The organism is Bacillus thuringiensis, from assembly GCF_001455345.1.
Classification (GTDB): Bacteria; Bacillota; Bacilli; order Bacillales; family Bacillaceae_G; genus Bacillus_A; species Bacillus_A thuringiensis_N.
Genome location: NZ_CP013274.1, coordinates 2984402 through 3008338, shown reverse-complemented (window position 1 = coordinate 3008338; position 23937 = coordinate 2984402). Strand labels below are relative to the sequence as shown.

Genomic DNA, 23937 nt, shown 5'->3' with positions numbered 1-23937 from the left:
ATAGTGCCAATTAGATAAAACTATTTGGCATTATACCGACAATATTTAAAATATTCCATTCATTTTTTTTGTTCTTATTTTTTGTTGATGAAAAGACCTTTCTCTCAATTAAAAGTTTAATTGAGTACTTGAATTTCCTTCACCTTTTACTTTTCAAAGCATAGTGCTTCAAAAATAGCCGTATCGCTTTCATCTGTTTCCAATTTCACAACTTCCTTATAATCTTTTTCTAAAATTTGGAACAAAATAGTTTTTCAGTTTCATATTTAAATTAGCAGTATTTATTTTTTTGAATTCAATTTGTATAAGTGATTGAATTGGAACTTTGACTGTTGTTTCTTGCGGTGGTACAGTATCTCCTGTTACTTTCGCTGTATTTTAAATCTTTTTCCAGCTTGGTCCTCGCATTGACTACCACTGTATTTTGTAGTACTTCACTGTTTTCTCAAGTTCAATAATTATATCTTGTAGAATTAAGAAAAGAACTTAACTTATTTCATTTACTTATCTACTCTGATGTTTAGATGCTAACTACAATTAAATAATATATGATTTTTATAAAAAAGATATAGTAATATTTTGTTGTGAATTGTACTAATTTGATATTTTATAGTATTATTTGTCGTGAATTATATATAACAGAATATATTTTATGGATCTATAAAGGAGAATGTAATGAATACTTCTATCGATATACAACACTTGTGTGATCTTGCACATAAAGCATTTAATGCCCCTATACATATTTTATCTGCAGACAGAAAGATTTTATATCATTCTACATCTGATAATGTTTGTAGTCCTTTTTATTCTTCAAAAGAAAAACATCTTACTGATATTTATCAAGAAAACGATCCCTTTAACTTGCCACTTTTCAGAAGTAACAACTATCTTGAAAATTTTGTTCTAATTCATATAGAAAATCATGATGATATTAAAGGGACTATTATAATCGGTCCTACTATACATCCAAAAGATTCAGATGATATGATCATAAAATTTCAGAAAGAATTTAAATCAAATGATAACATTCAAGAAAGACTTGCCTATTATCAGTGTTTATCTGAGATTAAAAAAACTACATTAATTGATATGGGAATTTTATTACATTACATGATTTTCAATGAAAAGTTAGATGTAGATATTGTCTTGGAAAAAAATAAAGTACTAGAGGAAATTCCTAATAAAAATGTGAAACCTGATTTATATATTTTAAAACGTCGACAAAACAAACCTAAAACGCACAATATGGCATTAGTAAATGATTTCTTTTCGACTATTAAAGAAGGGAATAAAAAAAAGTTAATACAGTATATGTATGCGGTTTCGCAAGAAGATGTTGAACTTATGCTAATAGAAGATCCGCTCAGGAATCAAAAAAACCTTGGAATTATTGCGATTACCTTAGCCACTCGATATGCGATAGAAGGAAACCTGCCACCAGATATTGCTTTTGCTCATAGTATTTTATATATACAAACCCTGGAACAATTAGATAATGTAGAATCTGCAAAACGATTGTCAGGGGACGCTTTACGTACCTTTGCAGATCGTGTGAAAGAATATAATGCAAAAAAGTATTCTTACGCGGTTACTACATGTATAAAACATATTAATAAAAATGTTTACGATGGAATATCTCTGAATGAACTTGCTAATCATTTAGAAATTACGCCTACTTATCTGTCTAAACTATTTAAAAAAGAAATGGGAATTACTTTAAGCGAATATATTCAAAGGGAACGAGTGGAAGAAGCAAAAAAATTATTAACACTCACTACTTATTCGTTATCAGATATCTGTGCGTGGCTTAACTTTAATGACCAAAGCTATTTTATAAGAGTTTTCAAAAAAATCACTAGCATGACTCCTAGGCAGTACCGTGAAAAATATACAGTAATATAAGCTTGTTATCTGCTGTCTCCAATGTAAAGACTTAAACATGGGTGTAAGTATCCCTAAAAATGAAAATACTGAACTTATTACTCTAGAAAGAGTTTGTGATTTGTCTAGAAAAAGAACCTATATTCAAATAGACGTATGAGATTAACCTGATATTATCTTGTTAGCGGAGCAGTTCAATTTTTAGGAGTTAGAAAAATAATGGAGAAGCAAAGTGTATCTATTTTTTTAATAACAATCATGTGCTGAATTTATCGGTATAGTTTTGAATTAGATAAACACTAGTCTGACGTCAGCTCAAACAAATAGCTCTTGAAGATTTGATAAACACATATGTGAGAAAAAGCTCAATGGAAATGTTTGTACCGTATAGTTAACTTGAAAAATACACTAACCATTATTTTGCTAAAGAAAACAAAAAGACAGAAGGCTGCAAAGTATTTCAAGGAAGCTTTGCAGCTTTTTTGTAATTTAAAACCTACGTTTATAACGAAGATAAGTTTATAGACTAATATCTTCATATTAGGTATTTATTAATAATAATATTAGGATGTTTTGTAAAAAAATCAACGATATAACATATATTACTAAACATATCTACATTTTATGCAATTATACATAACTAAATAAAGGTAAAAAAGTATAAAAAGACCTATTATATTATTCTATAAGTATTTTTTCTAAAATAAAATTTCTTGGTTGAGCTAAAATAGTTATTTTTAACCGTATACACATTAATTTGTAATCATTACAATTACAGAAATGAAATTTACGAATAACTATATTTGTATAATTTTTTTATGTGCATATTTTTATTTAACAGTAAATTATCGAGCTTAATCGACAAAATTTTTCTATTTACGCATTAAAAATTTAATGTTTTAATGAACAACATAACTGGTATGACCAGACAGAAAGGAGAAGGTTACGCTAATAGGAATTATAGTGAAGTTGTAAGTAACATTATGTTGAAAATGATTTTCTAAATAGTCTATTTATTTACGAGAGGTCAAGAATCAAATTTGTAATAAACGTGTTCTAAGTTTCTGCATAACAAAAGTGAAGTTATTCCGCAATAAAAGTATAAGCGATGTACAGTATAATTTCACCTTTTGTTGTCTAGTCAGGAGTTTGCTGACAAAACTAAGAGATATATTATCAAATTGAAATTAAACAATGTTATGACAAGATTAACTGTAAGCATTGGTTTATTGATTCTCGCGGTTCTGTAGGTTAAACCGCAATTCTAGAGAAGAATTAATAATTTACTATTCATAGGGTGCTTGATTCAAATATAGTTAATAAATTTTTGTTATTTATATTTGAAAAAATAGAGTATCGAAATGAGAGATAAGTAAAATCCTTACATCCTATTAGAAGTAAAAAATAACGATATTCCCCTATCTGAAAGATTTCTCCTTCCTAACCAGTTTACAAAGAGAGAGGTCGTACAAGTCATATGAATTAAGTTATAAAAACAGTGGTAAAGGAGTGTACGGAATGAAAACTAAAATAATTACAGGATTATTAGTCACATCCATTGTAACTGGAGGAAATATTCCTATCAATACTCTTGCAACACCAATCGTCCAAGCAGAAACTCAACAGGAAGGCATGGATATTTCTTCTTCATTACGAAAATTAGGTGCGCAATCTAAATTAATCCAAACGTATATTGATCAATCTTTAATGAGTCCTAATGTACAGTTAGAGGAAGTCACAGCTTTAAATACAAATCAATTCCTAATCAAACAAGATATGAAGGAATGGTCATCGGAACTCTATCCACAGTTAATTCTATTAAATTCAAAAAGTAAAGGATTTGTAACAAAATTTAATAGCTATTACCCGACATTAAAATCGTTTGTAGACAATAAAGAAGATAGAGAAGGGTTTTCGGATAGACTTGAAGTACTTCAAGAAATGGCTATGACGAATCAAGAAAATACGCAACGGCAAATCAATGAATTAACAGATCTTAAATTACAGCTTGATAAAAAATTAAAAGATTTTGATACTGATGTGGCAACTGCGCAAAGCATACTAAGTACAGATGGAACAGGAAAAATAGATCAGTTAAAAAATGAAATATTAAATACCAAAAAAGCAATTCAAAATGATTTACAGCAAATTGCATTAATACCAGGGGCTTTAAATGAACAGGGATTTGCTATATTCAAAGAAGTTTATAGTCTTTCAAAAGAAATTATTGAACCAGCTGCTCAAGCAGGGGTGGCAGCGTATAACAAAGGAAAAGAAATTAACAACTCTATTCTAGAAGCTGAGAAAAAAGCAGTGCAAGAAGCAACAGAGCAAGGTAAAACTGCTCTAGAGATTGAATCAGCAAAAAAAGCAGCTCGTGAAGCAATTGAGAAAAGCAAACAAGGTGAAATAGCAGCCGCAGCCGCAGCAAAAACACAAGAGTATGACCTGATGAAGGTCATTGATACTGAAAAGATCAAGAAAACATTTGGCGTTTTTGCTGAAGTAAATAAATTAACAGCAGAACAGCGAGCATATTTAGATGATTTAGAGAAACAAAATCAAAAAATATATGATTTAACAACGAAACTATCAATAGCTGATTTACAAAAATCAATGCTTCTTCTTACACAAAATGATTTGCATACGTTTGCAAATCAAGTAGATGTAGAACTTGATCTACTAAAGCGCTATAAAGAAGATTTAAATCTAATAAAAAATAGCATTACAAAATTATCTACTAATGTTGATACAACTAACGAGCAGTCTCAAAAAGATACATTAAGACAATTAAAAAATGTAATAAGTTACCTTGAAGAGCAAGTATATAAATTTTGATATTACGTTTTTGGAAATCTATAAAGATTATAAGCATTTAGCGAAAGAAGGAGAATAGTCATGAAAAAATTTCCATTCAAAGTACTAACTTTAGCTACATTAGCAACTGTTATAACTGCTACTACCGGTAACACTATTCATGCATTTGCACAAGAAACGACCGCTCAAGAACAAAAAGTAGGCAATTATGCATTAGGCCCCGAAGGACTGAAGAAAGCATTGGCTGAAACAGGGTCTCATATTCTAGTAATGGATTTATACGCAAAAACAATGATTAAGCAACCAAATGTAAATTTATCTAATATCGATTTAGGCTCAGAGGGGGGAGAGTTGCTCAAAAATATTCACCTTAATCAAGAGCTGTCACGAATCAATGCGAATTACTGGTTAGATACAGCGAAGCCACAGATTCAAAAAACTGCTCGTAATATTGTAAATTACGATGAACAATTTCAAAATTATTACGACACATTAGTAGAAACTGTACAAAAGAAAGATAAGGCGAGTCTAAAAGAGGGTATAAGTGATTTAATTACTACAATCAATACAAATTCAAAAGAAGTTACAGATGTGATTAAGATGCTACAAGACTTCAAGGGGAAACTATATCAAAATTCTACAGATTTTAAAAATAATGTTGGTGGTCCAGATGGGAAAGGTGGATTAACTGCAATATTAGCAGGTCAACAGGCAACGATTCCACAACTTCAAGCTGAAATTGAGCAACTTCGTTCTACTCAGAAAAAACATTTTGATGATGTATTAGCATGGTCAATTGGTGGTGGATTGGGAGCAGCTATTTTAGTTATTGCAGCTATTGGAGGAGCGGTAGTTATTGTTGTAACTGGCGGTACAGCAACACCGGCTGTTGTTGGCGGACTCTCGGCTCTTGGCGCAGCTGGTATTGGTTTAGGAACAGCGGCTGGTGTCACAGCATCTAAGCATATGGACTCCTATAATGAAATTTCTAACAAAATCGGAGAATTAAGTATGAAAGCAGATCGTGCTAATCAAGCAGTTCTTTCGCTTACTAACGCGAAAGAAACATTGGCATATTTATATCAGACTGTAGATCAAGCGATATTGTCTCTAACAAATATTCAAAAGCAATGGAATACAATGGGCGCAAATTATACAGATTTACTGGATAATATCGATTCTATGCAAGACCACAAATTCTCTTTAATACCAGATGATTTAAAAGCCGCTAAGGAAAGTTGGAATGATATTCATAAAGATGCAGAATTCATTTCAAAAGATATTGCTTTTAAACAGGAGTAGAACTGAAATTTAAAACCTAAATTGGAGGAAAATGAAATGATAAAAAAAATCCCTTACAAATTACTCGCTGTATCGACGCTATTAACTATTACAACTGCTAATGTAGTTTCACCAGTAACAACTTTTGCAAGTGAAATTGAACAAACGAACAATGGAGATACGGCTCTTTCTGCAAATGAAGCGAGAATGAAAGAGACCTTGCAAAAGGCTGGATTATTTGCAAAATCTATGAATGCCTATTCTTATATGTTAATTAAGAATCCTGATGTGAATTTTGAGGGAATTACCATTAATGGATATGTAGATTTACCTGGTAGAATCGTACAAGATCAAAAGAATGCAAGGGCACATGCTGTTACTTGGGATACGAAAGTAAAAAAACAGCTTTTAGATACATTGAATGGTATTGTTGAATACGATACAACATTTGACAATTATTATGAAACAATGATAGAGGCGATTAATACAGGAGATGGAGAAACTTTAAAAGAAGGGATTACAGATTTGCGAGGTGAAATTCAACAAAATCAAAAGTATGCACAACAATTAATAGAAGAATTAACTAAATTAAGAGACTCTATTGGACATGATGTTAGAGCATTTGGAAGTAATAAAGAGCTCTTGCAGTCAATTTTAAAAAATCAAGGTGCAGATGTTGATGCCGATCAAAAGCGTCTAGAAGAAGTATTAGGATCAGTAAACTATTATAAACAATTAGAATCTGATGGGTTTAATGTAATGAAGGGTGCTATTTTGGGTCTACCAATAATTGGCGGTATTATAGTGGGAGTAGCAAGAGATAATTTAGGTAAGTTAGAGCCTTTATTAGCAGAATTACGTCAGACCGTGGATTATAAAGTAACCTTAAATCGTGTAGTTGGAGTTGCTTACAGTAATATTAATGAAATGCACAAGGCGCTTGATGATGCTATTAACGCTCTTACTTATATGTCCACGCAGTGGCATGATTTAGATTCTCAATATTCGGGCGTTCTAGGGCATATTGAGAATGCAGCTCAAAAAGCCGATCAAAATAAATTTAAATTCTTAAAACCTAATTTAAATGCAGCGAAAGACAGTTGGAAAACATTACGAACAGATGCTGTTACATTAAAAGAAGGAATAAAGGAATTAAAAGTGGAAACTGTTACTCCACAAAAATAGGGAAATGTTAATTCTGATGTAAAGTGAACTAAACTAAAACATAGAAAGTCTATGATTACACTTTTAAACAGAAAAGTGATAATTAATAAATCCTTATATAACAGAAAGGCGGAGTCTCATTAAAGACTTCGCCTTTCAATTATATATAAATATGATTCGAATAAAAAATAAACTTGTAGTTTATTTGTTTTTTTAAATTTGCAACAGAATCGGTTAATTTGAAGTAGATTATATACATTTTCTTTAATAATTAATGATTTGAAGGCTGCTAAAGAAAGTTCAAACGATACTGATAAAAGATTTAGAACTTATTTTGAAAGACATCGCTTTTTAATAAGATTAGAACTTGAAATCATACCCTATATAGGAGGAATACGAAATAATGAAAAAAATCCCTAATAAACTACTCGCTGTATCAGCATTTTTAACTATAACAACTACTTATGCAGTCATACCGATAGAAACTTTTGCAATTGAAATTGAACAAACGAACACTGAAAATATGTCTCTTTCAGCAAATGAAGAGCAGATGAAAAAAGCTTTGCAAGATGCTGGTTTATTTGCAAAAGCTATGAATGAATATTCTTATTTGCTAATTCATAATCCAGATGTGAGTTTTGAAGGAATAACTATTAATGGAAATGCAGATTTACCTAGTCAAATTGTACAAGATCAAAAGAATGCAAGAGCACATGCTGTTACATGGAATACACAAGTAAAAAAACATCTTTTAGATACATTGACAGGCATTATAGAATACGATACAAAATTTGAAAATCATTATGAAACATTAGTAGAGGCGATCAATACTGGAAATGGAGATACTTTAAAAAAAGGGATTACAGATTTACAAGGAGGAATTCAACAAAATCAAAAGTCTGCAAAAGCATTAATAGAAGAATTAATTCAATTAAAAAATGCTATTGGAGAAGATGTTAGAACATTTGGAACTCATAAAGAGACATTACAATCGATTTTAAAAAACCAAGGTGCTGATGTGGAGGCTGACCAAAAGCGTCTAGAGGACCTTTTAGGACAAGTAAAATATCAAAAAGACATAGAATCTAAGGGATTAGACATGGTGAAAATCCCCTTTATTCCAACCTTGATTGCTGGTGGCATAATGATAGGTGATGCAAGAGGTAAGTTAGGTTGGCTAGAACCTGAATTAGCAAAATTGCGTCAGACTGTAGATTATAAAATAACATTGAATCGTGTAGTTGGAGTTGCATTTCATAATATTAGTGATATGCATAGTATGCTTGATAGTGCTATCACTGCTCTTACTTATATGTCTACACAATGGGAGGATTTAGATTCTCAATATTTGGGTGTACTGGGACATATTGATAAAGCTGATCAAAAAGCTGATCAAAATAAATATAAATTCTTAACCCCTAGCTTGAATGCAGCGAAAAACAGTTGGAAAACATTAAAAACAGATGTTGTCACTTTGCAAGAAGGGATAAAAATTGCAGAGAAAAAAGAACAGGATTTTTTGAATCAGCTTCGTCCAGCAAACGTTTTCTACTTTTATAAAAAGATTCATAACGCATACACTTTTGAAATAAAGACTGGAACAAATGCGCCAAATGCGTCTTATAAAGTTATGAATTTAACTAAAAACACTGTTCATAATATGTGGAGTGGAGGGGCTAATACTAACATGTGGGCTGATTGGCTTTCATTCAATCCAAATGATGAATTTGTGGTAGTAGCAGTAGTGGATGGTAAAGAATATGTTGTGTATAAAGACAAAGTACAAAATATAATGAACTGAATCTGAAAAGTAACAAAGTAATTGGAGCTGGACAATAAACTAGATACCAAGTTAATTGAAAAATCTCCTTATATCCTAGAATACTTTGCTCAAGCAAAAGAATTTGTTCAACGAAAAAGTAAATATTGAACCAAGGAGTTAGTTGTATTATGTGTATGGTTTTAACGAAAGGTTTCAAGTGCATTACTCATACAATTATGTAGTTATCCTGAAGTATCTACAGGTGTTCTAATCAACCCTGAAGAATTACTTAGCTTCCTAAGTGGAGTAATTTTATACCAAATTAAGTGAACGTTTTTGTACATAGATTAGTTGACATTTATATAGGCTTTTTCTAGTTTTAAAGATAGTTTTGTTTTTTGTGTTATTTTTCGGAAATTTCAGATGAAATTTCTATATTCATGAACTTAGCGCATAATGATTGTTCGATGAAACGACATACCACGTCCCTTAGAGTTTCAGACATATTACGATAACTTAAAGAAAAAAGATAATAGTATCAACGGTTACTATTATCTTTTTTGAACTATTTTTCATTAAAATATCTCATCTGCTGTGCCCCTTATTTACTTTTCTAGATTTTATCCTAGTTTAAAATTTATGCATTTGAACTGTTTATACAATTTGTAGGATTTTTAGCTTTTTTGTCGAATACACTTAATGCAAGGAGGGACATTACATGATTATTAAAGATTATTTCATCAACCTTTCTATTTTTTCTTTATTAGTTAGCGCAGCAATATTTATTCAAGTGTTTACAATTAATTCTAGTCGATATTTCGAAAAGCTCTATGGAGGGATTATTGCAGTTACGTTAATGTTCTTTTCTTTTCCATACATGGGATTTTCCTACGATCTTCGAGTTGTTCCTCTTATTCTATCTTTTATTTACTTTGGTCGTATTGCTGGTTGGATTACGTTAATTAGCATAATTTTAATGCGTATCTTTTACATTGGAGGGTATTGGGAACCTCCTGTGATTGCTTATTTAGGTATGGGGATTCTATTTTCTACTTTTAAAACTTATGTAAAAAAACTACATCCTTTTAAAAGTGCATCTTTCTATTTTTCTGTTTTTATTGGAATAAAGTGGTTAGTTGGGGTATTATTTAATACTACATTACTTTACACAGGAGGCTTATTATATATAACGTTAGGACTTTTAATTGGGCTATTTCTTATGGAAGCCTACCAGAAATTGTATTATTTAACACAGGACTTATCTAAAATGAATCGAGAATTAAAAAAATCGAAGCAAGAACTTACAGATACCGTACATGAGCTTCAAGGAGGAATTTTTAAATTTAAAAAAGTGGGTAAGCACTTTATACACACTTTATGTGATGGACAGTTTTATTATCAAAACGGATTTTATTCTGAACAGGTGGTAGGAAAAAGCTTACGTACTATTGATGCTTCTATTATTCCTCCACATTTAGTTCCACAATTGATGAAGTACTATCTTCAGGCATGGGAAGGAAAAGAAATTATATTTGAATTACCTTGGCCAAATGATAAAACTATTATTCTTATTGCGCTTAGGCCGATTAAACGAAATGGACAAGTTATTGAAGTTGTTGGTTCTACAGTTGATATAACCGAAAGGAAAAAGGTAGAATCAGAATTAAGCGCTACCAAAGAATTATTGGAATCATTTATAAAGCACAATCTAGATGCTATTACCATTTCTGATCGAGAAGGGCATATTTTACAAGCCAATAAAGCTTATGAAAAGATATTTGGGTGGTCATCACAAGAAATCATAGGTAAGAGATTACCTTGTGTACCAGATTTTTTAATGGAAGAATCGCTTAAAAATATTCAGAAAATTCTAACAGGTGAATCAGTAGTTACTAGATTAGAAACTGTTAGACAACGGAGCGATGGGAGTCTTCTTGATATCAGTCTGACAGTTTCTCCTATACTAGATGTAAGAGGAAATGTGATAGCTTTATCAGCGATATGCAGAGACATCTCTGAAAGAAAACAAGCAGAAAGAGAACGGCATCGATTACACCAGCAATTAAGAGATAGTGAAATGAAGTATCGTGCACTAATTGAACAAGCAACTGATGCGGTATATGTAGTAGAGCTGAATGAAGATAATGCTCCAAGTCGATTTATTGAGGTAAACCCTGTTGGGTGTAGAAGATTTGGATATAGTAGAGAAGAGTTGCTCTCATTATCATTTTCAAATATAGTACCACAAGATTCTCAAATGATCGTAAAGCTATTAGAAAAAATTAAAAAGGGACAAACTTCCTTCACTTTGCAAGATGAATATGTTTTTCCAACAGGAAAAGTAATAACAACTGAGTTTAGTGTTCGTGTTTTTAACTTAAATGGTAAAAAGGTTTTCCTAAGTATTTCTCGTGATATCACTGAACGGCTAAAAACAGAAGAATTATTACGAAAATCTGAAAAACTTGCTGTTGTAGGACAATTAGCGACTGCAATGGCTCATGAGATTAATAATCCATTAACTGCAATGAAAGGGTTCATGCAATTACTAAAAACAACGGAAAATGAGAATAATCAGGGTTATATTAATATAGTATCATCAGAGATTGAGCGTATAGAGAGCATTACAACTGAATTTATGGCGGTAGCCAAACCACAGGTGGTAAAAATACAGCCTAATGACATTAGTGTGCTAATGGATCAAGTTTTAATGCTACTACAACCTCAAGCAATGATGCATAATATAAAATTTAGAATCGATCTTAACCCTGGTATTCCATTGATTTCATGTGAAGGAAATCAATTAAAACAAGTATTTGTTAATATATTAAAAAATGCAATTGAATCTATGCCGATGGGAGGGGAAATTCTCATTCAATTAAATATACTTGATAATAATCAAGTAAGCATTCGTTTTATCGATCAAGGGTGTGGGATTCCAAAAGAACGTATACCATACCTCGGAGAACCTTTTTATAGTATTAAAGAAGAGGGGATTGGCTTAGGGTTAATGATCTGTTATAAAATCATTGAAACACATCAGGGAAAGATATTTATTGAGAGTGAAATGAATAAGGGGACTATAGTTGAAGTCACTCTCCCTATTTGTACACTTCAAAATTAATATATTCTTTTACTGAAATTTTTTAAGAAACCATACAGAATGTAGTGTTATTAAACAAAACTGTATAGAACTTTCTATCGCTGTTTACAAGAGGAAATGACAAACGCAACAAGACATGGAGAAGCGGGAAACGATACAAGTCTTGTTACAATATCATACAAATCATGTAATACTTCCAAAACAAGATTGTCTGTATATGTCGAAGAGTTATATCGATATACGCTTCCAGATACACTTAATCAATTAACTATAGAAGCTGGTGGAATAAAACGAAAATATAAGTATCATAGGCACCATTTTCTATCCTAATTGGTTAGTTAATACTAAAATTCATTTTTTTACCAGTTAATTACTATCTCAAAATGCAAAGTTTTTGGAAATAACTATTTTCGATGTGAGATGAAAATGGGAGAATAGATACTTAAAATTTAATAAAAAAGATAAGATTACGGAGTGTAATCTTATCTTTTCATTAAGAATAATACATTGTATCTTTAAGGTTTTAAAATGACTTTTATACAATCATCTTCACGATTATTGAAAATTTGATAACCGTAGCTCGCTTCTTCAAGGGGGATTTTGTGCGTAATAATCTCTTTTGGATCAAATTCTTTATTTGTTATTTTTTCAAATAGTTCCGGCATAAAATGAATGACAGGTGCTTGTCCCATTTTAAGATTAATATTTCTAACCCAAAATGCACCGAGTGGGAAGGCATTATAGTTGCCACCATAAACGCCGGTCATTTGAACCGTTCCATATTTTCTTACGGCTTTCGTAGCTATTTGAATAGGGCCGAGAGTTCCGCCTTGTAATTTCAATTTTTGTTCCAGAAATTCTAGAGGCGATTTTTTTCCATCCATCCCTACGCAATCAATGACTACATCGGCACCACCATGTGTAATTTCCTTTAAATGTTCTCCCATATCGGGGAATTTTGTAAACTCAAATACCTCAACATTGTTAATCTTTTTTGCATAATTCATCCGATAATCTAAGTAATCCACTGCAATTACACGTTTAGCACCTTGCATCCAGGCAAATTTTTGTGTCATTAATCCAACAGGGCCACAACCAAGAACGATAACAGTATCACCTCGCTTAACACCTGCGTTTATTACACTCCAATAGGCTGTTGGTAAAACATCTGATAAAAATAGTAGGGATTCATCTTCAAGTTCGCATGATTCTGGTATAACAAATGGAGTGAAATTTCCAAAAGGAACTTTCAAATATTCAGCTTGTCCGCCTGGATGATTACCAAATTTCTCTGTGTAACCAAAGTATCCACCAGAATCGTAATGAGGGTTCGAGTTATCACATTGACTTTCCATTTCATGTTGGCAATAGAAACAATGTCCACAAGCAACGTTAAAGGGGATTACAACACGGTCTCCTTTTTTTACTTTAGTAACATCTGGACCAACTTCTTCAACAATTCCCATTGGCTCATGACCAATAATGTACCCTGGAGGTAAAGGCATGTTGCCTTGATATAAATGTAAATCAGAACCGCAAATAGCAGTTGAAGTAATTTTTACAATAATATCATCTTTTTTCTCTAACTTTGCATCATCCACCTGTTTAACTTGTACTTTGTTTGGTCCTTGATAGGTTACAGCTTTCATCTCAAATCTCCTTAGGAATCATTTTTTATAATTTATATGTATCTCTTGGCAAAACAGAAATCTTTAGTAAAGAGGAATCAATACATAGTGTTGTTATGAAAGTATGGTATAGCAACTCTTCTTTCTTATATCTTTTAGCCCTATTTTAAGAAGAAACTCAATATTTATACACAATATAATTCCCATAAAAAGGATAATTATTATTTCATAATTTGTAGCATATTAAAAACATCGGAGGTGAAACAATATGGGAAAAAATAATAGTGGAAGTCGTAATGAAGTATTAGTTCGAGGCGCTGAACAAGCTCTTGATCAAATGAAATATGAAATTGCACAAGAGTTTGGTGTACAACTTGGTGCAGATACAACAGCTCGTTCAAACGGATCTGTTGGTGGTGAAATTACAAAACGTTTAGTAGCAATGGCAGAACAACAACTTGGTGGTAGAGCTAACCGCTAAGTAAATTAGCTTAAAATATAGCAAATATGTAAATCAATTTCTTTTGTGTATTCATAAAAATAAAAAACCTTATATTAAACAGATTCTCACTCAAAGATTATTGATAATCTTCTTTCATAATCTTTGAGTATTTAATTTGTAAACTACTTTCCTAAACAATAAACACGCAGTGTTGGAAAGGTGTTTTCCATGCATAGTAGAAAATCTTTTGCAGGAAAAAGCATACTTAAAAATTTGATTTCAATATTGAAATCAATATTTATTATGATATTTTCGAAAGGTAGGAATTTAAAAATGGGTATATTAAGTGGAAATCCTCAAAATGAACCTTTACATTACGGAGAAGTATTTGACATTTGGAGTTATCTTCTTGCTGCACAGGGTGCAATTGCAAGCCATCAAGTGTTTATGAATCACACAGGTGATGAAGATTTGAAGAAGTTTTTAGAAGGCTTAATTGAAAATGATATGAATTCGGAAATAGAAGAATTAAAGGCACTTTTAAAAGTTAATGGGGTCGCTTTACCGCCAGCGCCTCCAGAACGTCCAGTTGCATCTATTGAAGACATTCCTCCGGGAGCGCGTATTAATGATGTTGAAATTGCTGCAGCTGTTTCTACAGGATTAGCAGCTGGACTTGTGACATGTAGTCAAGTAATGGGAAAATGTCTTCGAGAAGATGTAGGTATGCTATTCGGACAATTTCATATGAAAAAAGCGCAGGCAGGTGTAACGCTGCTACGTTTAAGTAAGAAAAAGGGATGGGTAGTTCCACCTCCATTACATGTAAGAAATTCTGACCAAGCGTAATAAACAAAAATAAAAAAGTGGCGTTGGCCACTTTTTTATTTTTTAGGTGTATCCTCAAGCTTGGACTTATTTATTGTGGAAGAATCCATATATTCATCTGATATCTCCATAGCGTATTTATCATGGTGAATATGATTGTGTTCTCTTAATTCATTGTCATTACGCAGTACTAACTTCTGCATATAAATATGGAAGAACACTTCTATTCCGCCAATAATTAAAGCAGCTAAAAATGAAGAAAATCCAATATTATGAGTAGAATCTAAATTAGTAAACAAGGATGTTAATAACCAAATTCCAAAGAAGCTTAAACCGAAATCTGCCATTGTAGCAATCGCATTTCCGTATTTAGGTAAAATGAAGAGATCTCCGATTAAATAGGCAGTTCCCGTAAGGAAAAGAGAAATTAATAATACTCTAGGAATTGAAATGCCTTGAAAGATACTGAGCATGATTAGCAATACTGCAGTTATCGCTGTGTACTTAATTAATAAGGCAACAATATGTTTCATTATTTTCCTCCATTGTTTAAATGTATATGGAATACAATATTTCATTAAAAACGGATTATGCTTTTATGTAGCGTAACCCGTTTTAATCACCCTTTAATGGTAAGAAGTACAACCTGGGTAAGAAGCAGGCTTATACTATGGATAGTATTTGCGGAATATCGAGCTTTATTCATAAAGGGTAGTTCCATTCTTATAATAGAGATGTTGCCTAAGTACAGTGTTTTTTCATATTAAACTTAATATTCTTTGGTGTTTTGATTTTGCATTATATTTTGATTCATTAATGTGAAAATAAACAAAGTATTTCCGCGTTTAATGCATCTTTTTATCTATATATTTTCCGTAATCAGGTACAGCAATTTTATCAAATTCTTGAACGAGTGTTTTGAGGCTTGTTGATAGCAATTCACCTGACATCGGTATGCCATGTCCAGTAACAGTGGTTAAAGGCTTTAACTTCTCTAGCTTAATAACGGACTCTTTAGCGGCTTTCCAGTCTGTTGTTAAATAACGAGGCGGACCGCTTATTTCCTGTTCTTGAGTTATTACTTTATACAGATACTCCTGTTTCACTGTAACAAAAGCGTCCCCAGCGATTAAAGTTCGGTCTTTTTCTCGGAATAATGAAATATGCCCTGGAGTATGTCCTGGTGTATGAGTCCATCTAAACTCTGGCATATGGGGAACAGTTCCATCGGTAGGTAGCGTTTTTACGTTATTTCCTAAGTCAATTGGTTCGTTTGGGAACAGAGGAGACATTTTCGCTACCATACCACCTTCAACTGTAGGGTCTGGTTCTGGATAGCTTTGTTGTCCGGTCAGGAACGGTAGCTCCATTTGATGTGCATAGACGGGAACATCCCAATGCTTGATGAGTTCAATTATCCCCCCAACATGATCAAAATGACCGTGAGTTAAAATAATTGCTTTTGGGCGACTATTGGTACCAAATCGATCCTCAGCGATAGAGATAATTTCATTTGCACATTTAGGCATTCCAGCATCAACTAAAACAAAATCATTGGTCTCAGGATTTCCAACAAAGCATATATTGACGATTTGAATCGTGTAACAAAATAAATCAGGCAATACTTCGATGCCGTGACCACTTTCAATTGAAGTTGCTGGAATAAACTTGTAATCACTTCCATAATTCATTTCATTGTCCAATTTTTCTCCCCCTTAATATATTTTAATACGACATTATAGTTCCCTAATCTTGAAAATTCATTTTGGCGAATTTGAGAAAAGAATTAATGTGGGATTAAAAACAATAATTTAGTCCTAGAATTAAGAGGGATTCATATCAATTTATATAAAGTGCAAACAAAAAATATTGCTTTTAAAGTCACAGATTCTACTATTTTTGAGGCGAATTTATGGCTTAATAAAAGATTTATAAAGATATTACAATATGGATTTATATAAAAAAGACATAACAAAGGTCGATAGAAATCCATTATGTCTAATGATTGCTTTTCATAATCAAAGAATGTTTAAGTTTGGTGATGTAATTGAAGTGAATTAGAGGGGAAATAGAAGTGATAATCTCTTCCTAACTTAATTATATCATGTAATTTACGTTCGAAATAGACTGTTTCTTCTTATTTACTACTGTTACAATCAAGAACACATGAATAGTAAGGAGAGGTGCCAAATGAGTTCTTTCGTTCTCGATTTTCAGGAAATAGAAAAAACGCAACTTTTTCTCGTTGGTGGAAAAGGATTGAATTTAGGGGAGTTATCCAATATTCAAGGGATACAAGTGCCAGAAGGATTTTGTGTTACAACGGTAGGGTATGAACAGGCCATCGGAAAAAATGGAGCATTTCAAACTTTATTGAATCAATTAACAATGCTAAAAATTGAGGAACGAGATCGAATTGGTGAAATTAGTAAGCAGATTAGAGAAGTCATTATGGCGGTGGAAATTCCAGTTGATGTAGTGGAATCAGTAGCTCATTATCTCTCGCACTTTGGCGATGAACATGCGTATGCAGTGCGGTCTAGTGCTACTGCTGAAGATTTACCGTATGCCTCGTTTGCTGGTCAACAAGATACGTATTTAAATATTATTGGAAAAGAAAACATTTTGCAGCATATAAAAAAATGCTGGGCTTCTTTATATACAGATCGAGCAGTTATATACCGAATGCAAAACGGTTTTGATCATAATCAAGTTTCTATATGTGTTGTCGTTCAAAAAATGGTTTTCCCTGAAGCTTCAGGGATTTTATTTACTGCGGATCCAATTACTTCGAATAGGAAGGTGTTATCAATCGATGCCAGCTTTGGACTTGGTGAGGCGCTAGTATCTGGATTGGTTTCTGCCGATAATTATAGGGTAAAAGAAGACGAAATCGTCGAAAAGGTCATCGCAACGAAAAAATTAGCCATCTATGGACGAAAAGAAGGCGGAACAGAGAGAAAGAAAATTGCTCCTAATCAGCAAAAAATTCAAACACTTACTGAACAACAGATTTTACAACTAGCACGCATCGGAAGACAAATCGAAGCTTATTTTGGTTGTCCGCAAGATATTGAATGGTGCTTAGTTGATGATACAATTTATATAGTCCAAAGCAGACCGATTACGACTTTATATCCAATTCCAGAAGTAAATGATGGGAAAAATCACGTGTATATATCAGTTGGTCACCAACAAATGATGACCGATGCGATGAAACCATTAGGTTTATCTTTTTTCCTGTTAACGACTAGTGCACCTATGTGTAAAGCTGGAGGCAGGCTATTTGTTGATGCTACGCAAAGACTAGCTTCACCTGCTAGTAGAGATTACTTAATAAACACTTTAGGTAAATCGGATCCGCTCATACGAGATGCATTAACGACTGTAATTGAGCGAGAGAATTTTATTGAATTGTTATCGGATGATGAAAAAGAAAAGGATCTTAGTAAAAAAGTGCCACCTGCAAGTTCGCAACCACAACCTGAAAACGATCCGGAAATCGTTACGAATTTAATAAAGAATAGTGAATCATCAATAGAAGAGTTAAAACGAAACATGCAAACGAAATCAGGGGTAGATGTACTTGATTTTATTTTAGAAGACATTCAGCAATTAAAGAAAGTATTATTTAACTCGCAAAGTATAGCTATCATTATGGCAGGTATGAATGCTTCATCAGGGATTAATGAAAAGATGGAGCAGTGGCTAGGAGAAAAAAATGCAGCAGATGTACTTTCACAATCTGTACAACATAATATTACGTCAGAAATGGGGCTAGCGTTATTGGATGTGGCAGATGTGATTCGGCCGTATCCGGAAGTCATTGCGTATTTACAGCATGTAGAAGATGACAGCTTTTTAGATGAATTAATTCAGTTTAAAGGCGGGGAAAAAGTTCGGGATGCAATCGATGCTTTTCTAAATAAATATGGAATGAGATGCAGCGGAGAAATCGACATTACGAAAACGCGCTGGAGTGAACAGCCAGCTACAATTATACCGATGATTTTAAATCATATAAGAGACTTTGAATATGGTGCTAGTAAGCGGAAGTTTGAAGAAGGGCTGCAGGAAGCTTTGAAAAAAGAAAAAGAGTTGTTAGAGCGATTGCAGCACTTGCCGGATGGGGAACAAAAAGTAGAAGAGACGAAGAGAATGATTCGTAACATCCGCAATTTCATCGGTTATCGTGAATATCCGAAATACGGCATGATTCATCGTTATTTCATATATAAGCAGGCATTACTGAAAGAAGCAGAGAAACTTGTGCAAAATAATGTTCTGGATGAAATAGAAGATATATACTATCTAACTTTTGAAGAACTTCACGAAGTCGTCCGCACAAATAAACTAGATTACAAGATTATTCATAAACAAAAAAATGCGTACAAATTATATGAAAAACTAACACCTCCGCGTGTTATCACGTCTGATGGAGAAATCATTACAGGTAAGTACAAACGCGAAAATCTCCCGGCTGAAGCAATTGTAGGTTTGCCTGTTTCTTCTGGAGTGGTTGAGGGGAGAGCACGCGTTATTTTAAACATGGAAGACGCGAATTTGGAAGATGGAGATATATTAGTTACGGCATTTACCGATCCTGGGTGGACACCTTTGTTTGTTTCTATAAAAGGGTTAGTCACTGAGGTCGGCGGGCTTATGACGCACGGAGCAGTGATTGCACGTGAATATGGCCTGCCAGCAGTTGTTGGAGTAGAGAACGCTACGAAACTAATAAAAGACGGGCAACGAATTCGGGTACATGGAACAGAAGGATATATTGAAGTGTTGTAGTTGTATTTTAGATAAATAAAGAAATCGTCCACTAAATATAGTGGACGATTTCTTTATGATTTTAATAGTTTTATCAACTTTCATCAATATTTTCTGAAATATTGATGAATCAGAATGTATGTTCATCTAAAACAAAGGATTTTTTCAAAAATATTACAAATTCAGACAATGCGTTGATAATTTTCTGAATTTTCCGTAATATATAAACGTTGTATCGTATTTAATATTGGGGAGGAATAGGGATGAAGAAAAAACCTTTTAAAGTGCTGTCTACGCTTGCGGCGGCAGCTGTGCTTAGTTGCACATTTGGGTATGGGGGTCAATCTGTTTATGCGGCAACGCCGTCTAATGGAGGAACTTTAAGTCCGATTGATGAAAATTTAATTCAAGAGGAGCGTTTAGCAGATGCGCTCAAGAAACGCGGTGTAATTAATGAATCTACGTCGAAAGAAGACACATTAAAAGCTGTTGAAAAATACGTAGAGAAGAAAAAAGGAGAAAATGCGGGAAAAGAACCAGCAGCGGGGGATAGTGTTACGAGAGAAGCGGCTGACTTTTTGAAAAAAGTTAAAGATGCAAAAGCAGATGAGAAAGAAAAAGCAGATCAACCTGCTAGTGGCCCGGTAGTTGGACAGGAGCCGGTTAAAGGGGGATTAAACGGCAAAGTACCAACTACTTCAGCGAAGCAAAAACAATATAACGGTGATGTTCGTAAAGATAAAGTTCTTGTATTGCTAGTAGAGTTTGCTGACTTTAAGCATAACAATATTGATCAAGTACCAGGTTATATGTATTCAAATGATTTTAATCCAGAACATTATCAAAAAATGTTATTTGGTAATGAGCCATATACACTCTTTGATGGTTCAAAAGTACCAACATTTAAACAATATTATGAAGAGCAATCTGGTGGTAGTTATACAGTAGATGGGACAGTAACAAAGTGGTTGACAGTTCCTGGTAATGCGGCGGATTATGGCGCAGATGCAGGAGATGGTGGTCATGATAATATGGGACCAAAAGGGCCGCGTGATTTTGTAAAAGAGGCATTAAATGCGGCTGTAGAAAGTGGTATTGATTTATCTGAATTTGACGAATATGATCAATATGACAATAATGGTGATGGTAATAAAAATGAACCAGATGGTCTGATTGATCACTTAATGGTTATTCACGCTGGAGTTGGGCAAGATGGAGGCGGCGGTAGACTAGGTGATGATGCAATTTGGTCACATCGTTGGCACCTTGGAACACCATATCCAATTGAAGGAACAAAAGCAAAAGTTGATAACTGGGGCGGTAAAATGGCAGCATACGACTACACAATTGAGCCAGAAGACGGAGCAGTTGGTGTATTCGCACATGAATTTGGTCATGATTTAGGTCTTCCAGATGAGTATGATACGAAGTACACAGGAGCGGGTGAGCCAATTAACTCTTGGTCTGTTATGAGTGGCGGTAGCTGGGCTGGTAAAATTGCAGGAACAACACCACCGAGTTTTTCTCCGCAAAACAAAGAGTTCTTTCAAAAGAACATGGGCGGGAACTGGGCCAATATTGTAGAGGTTGACTATAATAAATTAAATCGCGGTATCGGTTATGCGACGTATTTAGATCAAAGTGTGACGAAATCAAATCGTCCTGGACTGATTCGTGTTAACTTACCAGATAAAGAAGTAAAAGGTATTCAGCCTGCATTCGGTAAGAAGTACTACTATAGTACAAAAGGTGATAATCTTCATACAACATTAGAAACGCCAGTATTTGATTTAACAAATGCAACAAATGCGAAGTTTGATTACAAATCAATGTATGAAATTGAAACGGATTATGATTTCCTTGAAGTACATGCAGTGAAAGAAGATGGTACGAAAACGTTAGTGGATCGAATTGGTGAAAAGAATGTAAAAAATGGTCTAGACACAACAGATGGTAAATGGATAGATAAGTCTTATGACTTAAGCAAATTCAAAGGTCAAAAAGTAAAATTAGTATTCGAATACATTACAGATGGTGGTTTAGCGCCGACCGGTTTTACTTTTGATAATGCTACATTAACTGTAGATGGAAATGTTGTGTTCTCTGATGATGCAGAAGACGAAACGAAATTTAAATTAGATGGTTTCGTTGTAGCAGACGGTTTTGATAAGAAGAAGCATAACTACTATTTAGAGTGGAGAAACTATGCTGGTGCTGATCAAGCGTTAAAATATAGCAGTGGTGTACCGTATAATACAGGTCTTCTAGTATGGTATGCAGACTCTAGCTTTACAGATAATTGGGTTGGTTTACATCCAGGTGAAGGTTTCTTAGGAGTTGTTGACTCTCACCCAGAGGCAATTGTTGGAACGCTAAACGGAAAACCAACTGTTAAAAATAGTACAAGATTCCAAATCGCAGATGCTGCGTTCTCCTTTAACCAAACGCCAGCATGGAAAGTTGTATCTCCAACACGCGGAACATATGATTACAAAGGATTACCAGGTGTAACGAAATTTGATGATTCTAAAGCATATATGAACGACTTAATCCCAGATGCAGGACGTAAAGTACCGAAATTTGGATTGAAATTTGAAGTAGTTGGACAAGCAGATGATAACTCTGCAGGTGCAGTTCGTTTATATCGTTAATAATGTAGAAGCTGTTGAAGGGGAGTCCTTTCAACAGCTTTTTTACAGAAACATAAATTTCAAGTTATTAATAAAATAATAGAAATTACTAAGCAAGCGGGCTTATTTCTTTAAACCAGCTGCATAAAAAGGTCCATGAACTGCGATTGTTGATAAAATACGAGGAATTTCCTCAGGTGTTTCTTTTTGGCCACTATTTAACCATTTCTGGATGCCATATAAGAAGTTAAGTATTGGCTTGGAACAAGTAAATTCTCCTTATTAATGAGAGCACCATTCGTATCTTCAAATAATGCTTTCCACATAAAGTCTTTCAACTTTGTTTGAAAAGATAAATCTCCTTTTGGGCTTAATACATCTTTCATAAAATCACTATTTTCATTTAGAAATTCAAGAATAGAAGAGTTTGGATTTGTGGTTTCACTCTGTATACATGCTCCTATTATTTCAAATTGCATAAAGTGTTATGTGAAATAATGGAGGGGATACGATGTATAGCTCGAATTATTATGATTGGTATAGGCAAAATGATAAGCTGATTCGTGATATTGAGAAAGCAATTAACGGAGAGTTTAGTGCTATAAATTGTTATGCGAAATTAGCTAATATGGCTCCAAATGTGGCGGAACGAAATCAAATTCTTGAAATTCGTAATGATGAAATAAAGCATTTTCATCAATTTGTACAGATCTATACAAATTTAACTGGTCAGCAGCCGAAACCACAAATTACAGAAGAATGTCCGAATACGTACTTACAAGGATTAGAATTTGCTATACAAGATGAACAGAAGACAGTGGATTTTTATTTGGAAATTTCAGATGAAACATCAGATGCGAACATGAAAGAGTTGTTGCGGAGAATAGCTGCCGATGAACAAAATCATGCGGTATGGTTTTTATATTATTTTGTGAAAACGAAGTGAATGCTTAAGGAATTAAAAACGTTTCACTAGTAGTGAGACGTTTTTTTTGTGGAATACAAGCTGTAAAATAGATATCTTGAAAGTGTAGTGGTTAATTTTGGTATATAATGTATAAAACGAAAATTAGTAAAAGAAGTAAGTATATGAAAGGAGAACGGCAATATGGCGAGAACTACAATTAAAGAATATACCATTCGAATTGCTACTGAAAATGAAAGTGATAGCATTATTACTCTATTAAAAGAAGTAGCACAGTGGATACAACATAAAGAAGTGGACCAGTGGCAGTACCTGTTAGGCGGAGAGGCTACGGCTGAAATATTAGAAGGTATAAGAGAGAAATATACATATGTGGTTACGAAAGAAGATGAAATTATCGGTACAGTTACAGTATCTCCTAAACAAAATGAATGGGATGAATATATTTTTGGTAAAGAGGAAGTTTCTAATTCATTATATATTCATAGATTTGCGGTGAAACGGATGTATAAGGGTAACGGAATCGGAGAATGGATGTTACGGTGGATAGAAGAGAATGTACAACATGACAAAGAGTTTTTAAAACTAGATTGTGTAGGGCATAATCACATATTGAATGATTTTTATAAGAGAAATGGTTTTGAATATGTTGGCAGTACAGAGGGACTTAGTAAGTTTCAAAAGAAAAGGGGATAGT

General features: G+C 33.4%; 17 protein-coding genes and 1 pseudogene. 13 read left to right on the top strand and 5 right to left on the bottom strand.

The features are described 5' to 3' along the window. Nucleotides 1-146: 146 nt before the first annotated feature. Nucleotides 147-245 carry a peptidase gene (locus ATN06_RS28555; protein ID WP_088116016.1) on the bottom strand — a complete coding sequence of 33 codons (99 nt, stop codon included), beginning with the start codon at nucleotides 243-245 and terminating at the stop codon, nucleotides 147-149. A gap of 430 nt (nucleotides 246-675) precedes the next feature. On the opposite strand from ATN06_RS28555, the gene ATN06_RS15670 reads away from it, so the two are divergent. From ATN06_RS15670 to ATN06_RS29235, 7 genes are all read left to right on the top strand, one after another. Beyond that, nucleotides 676-1905 (top strand): helix-turn-helix domain-containing protein, encoded by a 1230-nt coding sequence (locus tag ATN06_RS15670; RefSeq protein WP_060631420.1) that lies wholly within the window; start codon nucleotides 676-678, stop codon nucleotides 1903-1905. Between the two features lie 1497 nt (nucleotides 1906-3402). Beyond that, a complete protein-coding gene (gene hblC, locus ATN06_RS15665; protein WP_060631419.1) occupies nucleotides 3403-4722 on the top strand; it encodes a hemolytic enterotoxin HBL lytic component L2 in 1320 nt (439 codons plus the stop codon). 60 nt (nucleotides 4723-4782) lie between these two features. After that, nucleotides 4783-6003 (top strand): hemolytic enterotoxin HBL lytic component L1, encoded by a 1221-nt coding sequence (gene hblD, locus ATN06_RS15660; protein WP_060631418.1) that lies wholly within the window; start codon nucleotides 4783-4785, stop codon nucleotides 6001-6003. 36 nt (nucleotides 6004-6039) lie between these two features. After that, the gene (hblB, locus tag ATN06_RS15655; RefSeq protein WP_000591969.1) at nucleotides 6040-7167 is read left to right on the top strand and encodes a hemolysin BL binding component B; all 1128 of its coding nucleotides are present in this window, start codon (nucleotides 6040-6042) and stop codon (nucleotides 7165-7167) included. A gap of 379 nt (nucleotides 7168-7546) precedes the next feature. Beyond that, entirely contained in the window at nucleotides 7547-8947 is a 1401-nt protein-coding gene (gene hblA, locus ATN06_RS15650; RefSeq protein ID WP_060631417.1) for a hemolysin BL regulatory component HblB, read from the top strand. A 679-nt stretch (nucleotides 8948-9626) separates the two neighbouring features. Then, entirely contained in the window at nucleotides 9627-12032 is a 2406-nt protein-coding gene (locus ATN06_RS15645) for a PAS domain S-box protein (protein ID WP_060631416.1), read from the top strand. 96 nt (nucleotides 12033-12128) lie between these two features. After that, nucleotides 12129-12341: a hypothetical protein gene (locus tag ATN06_RS29235; protein WP_088116017.1), complete on the top strand. Its 213-nt coding sequence runs from the start codon at nucleotides 12129-12131 to the stop codon at nucleotides 12339-12341. A gap of 185 nt (nucleotides 12342-12526) precedes the next feature. Here ATN06_RS29235 and ATN06_RS15640 read toward each other — a convergent pair whose 3' ends face one another. Further along, the gene (locus ATN06_RS15640; protein WP_060631415.1) at nucleotides 12527-13660 is read right to left on the bottom strand and encodes a zinc-dependent alcohol dehydrogenase; all 1134 of its coding nucleotides are present in this window, start codon (nucleotides 13658-13660) and stop codon (nucleotides 12527-12529) included. Nucleotides 13661-13907: 247 nt separating this feature from the next. Here ATN06_RS15640 and sasP point away from each other — a divergent pair, with 247 nt between their 5' ends. After that, a complete protein-coding gene (gene sasP / locus ATN06_RS15635; protein WP_000517671.1) occupies nucleotides 13908-14120 on the top strand; it encodes a small acid-soluble spore protein, SasP family in 213 nt (70 codons plus the stop codon). A 294-nt stretch (nucleotides 14121-14414) separates the two neighbouring features. After that, complete coding sequence (locus ATN06_RS15630; RefSeq protein WP_000512122.1) at nucleotides 14415-14930, top strand: DUF3231 family protein; 516 nt, start codon at nucleotides 14415-14417, stop codon at nucleotides 14928-14930. 35 nt (nucleotides 14931-14965) lie between these two features. Here ATN06_RS15630 and ATN06_RS15625 read toward each other — a convergent pair whose 3' ends face one another. Together ATN06_RS15625 and ATN06_RS15620 are read right to left on the bottom strand one after the other, a co-directional pair. Continuing rightward, nucleotides 14966-15442 (bottom strand): YndM family protein, encoded by a 477-nt coding sequence (locus ATN06_RS15625; protein ID WP_016122774.1) that lies wholly within the window; start codon nucleotides 15440-15442, stop codon nucleotides 14966-14968. 312 nt (nucleotides 15443-15754) lie between these two features. Then, the gene (locus ATN06_RS15620; protein WP_016122773.1) at nucleotides 15755-16612 is read right to left on the bottom strand and encodes an MBL fold metallo-hydrolase; all 858 of its coding nucleotides are present in this window, start codon (nucleotides 16610-16612) and stop codon (nucleotides 15755-15757) included. A 487-nt stretch (nucleotides 16613-17099) separates the two neighbouring features. Here ATN06_RS15620 and ppsA point away from each other — a divergent pair, with 487 nt between their 5' ends. Together ppsA and ATN06_RS15610 are read left to right on the top strand one after the other, a co-directional pair. Next, the gene (gene ppsA, locus ATN06_RS15615) at nucleotides 17100-19706 is read left to right on the top strand and encodes a phosphoenolpyruvate synthase (RefSeq protein WP_060631414.1); all 2607 of its coding nucleotides are present in this window, start codon (nucleotides 17100-17102) and stop codon (nucleotides 19704-19706) included. A gap of 242 nt (nucleotides 19707-19948) precedes the next feature. Continuing rightward, nucleotides 19949-22336, top strand: coding sequence for an immune inhibitor A domain-containing protein (locus ATN06_RS15610; RefSeq protein WP_060631413.1), 2388 nt, complete (start codon nucleotides 19949-19951; stop codon nucleotides 22334-22336). A 102-nt stretch (nucleotides 22337-22438) separates the two neighbouring features. Here ATN06_RS15610 and ATN06_RS15605 read toward each other — a convergent pair. Then, nucleotides 22439-22740, bottom strand: a pseudogene (locus ATN06_RS15605) (TetR-like C-terminal domain-containing protein); the annotation flags it as partial. An 86-nt stretch (nucleotides 22741-22826) separates the two neighbouring features. Here ATN06_RS15605 and ATN06_RS15600 point away from each other — a divergent pair. Then, a complete protein-coding gene (locus ATN06_RS15600; protein WP_060631412.1) occupies nucleotides 22827-23261 on the top strand; it encodes a ferritin-like domain-containing protein in 435 nt (144 codons plus the stop codon). 162 nt (nucleotides 23262-23423) lie between these two features. After that, nucleotides 23424-23936 (top strand): GNAT family N-acetyltransferase, encoded by a 513-nt coding sequence (locus ATN06_RS15595; protein WP_060631411.1) that lies wholly within the window; start codon nucleotides 23424-23426, stop codon nucleotides 23934-23936. Nucleotide 23937 lies beyond the last annotated feature (1 nt).